Annotated in this window: 1 protein-coding gene; it reads right to left on the bottom strand. The window is 42.5% G+C overall.

Translation table 11 applies throughout. From position 1 onward, the window contains the following. Window positions 1-17: 17 nt before the first annotated feature. Window positions 18-659: an IS630 family transposase gene (locus AABK37_RS41710; RefSeq protein ID WP_432557229.1), complete on the bottom strand. Its 642-nt coding sequence runs from the start codon at window positions 657-659 to the stop codon at window positions 18-20. Window positions 660-671 lie beyond the last annotated feature (12 nt).

Raw genomic sequence — 671 nt, 5'->3', positions numbered from 1 at the left:
TACAGCAGATTGCGGGTTTATGAAGTACAGTAACAGCAGTTTGTAAACCAGTTTTTTAGATGCTTGGGATTAACCAAATCGAGTGCTGTAGCAATCAAAGTATCAACCATTTTTGTTGTGGTCGGAGAAAATTGTCGTAAAAAAGCTTTCAGTTGCGACCACCAATGTTCAATTGGATTAAAGTCTGGTGAATACGGTGATTGGTAAAGAACACTGGCACCGACGGACTGAATCAAGGGTTCAATTGAAGTTACTTTGTGGGCTGGGACGTTATCCATGACAACGACTGCACCTGACCATAACTGGGGAAGCAGACATTTTTCGACAAAGACCTCAAAGGCATTTCCAGCCATTGACCCATTCATGGTCATTACTGCCAAAACTTGTTTCATGCTTATTGCACCAATAACCGTTACTTTCGACCCACGGTAAAATGGTTTCAGGTCATATACCCTCTGCCCATAGGGACTTCGAGCATGGGTTCGTGTTAACCCTAATAAAACGCCCATTTCATCCAAAAACACCAAGTTTTCTGGGTCTATTTGTTTAACTTGCTCCCAATAATCGCTTCTCAGCTTTTGGACTCTCTCTGTAATCCCTTGGCTACTGCGTAACGTCTTTTTTTTAGTGTCAATTGCTGTCTTTGTAGCGCACGGCACATAGTGCTAGTA

The sequence above is a fragment of the Tolypothrix sp. VBCCA 56010 genome (assembly GCF_050875635.1).
Classification (GTDB): domain Bacteria; phylum Cyanobacteriota; class Cyanobacteriia; order Cyanobacteriales; family Nostocaceae; genus Hassallia.
This window is presented reverse-complemented; position numbering and strand designations above follow the sequence as displayed.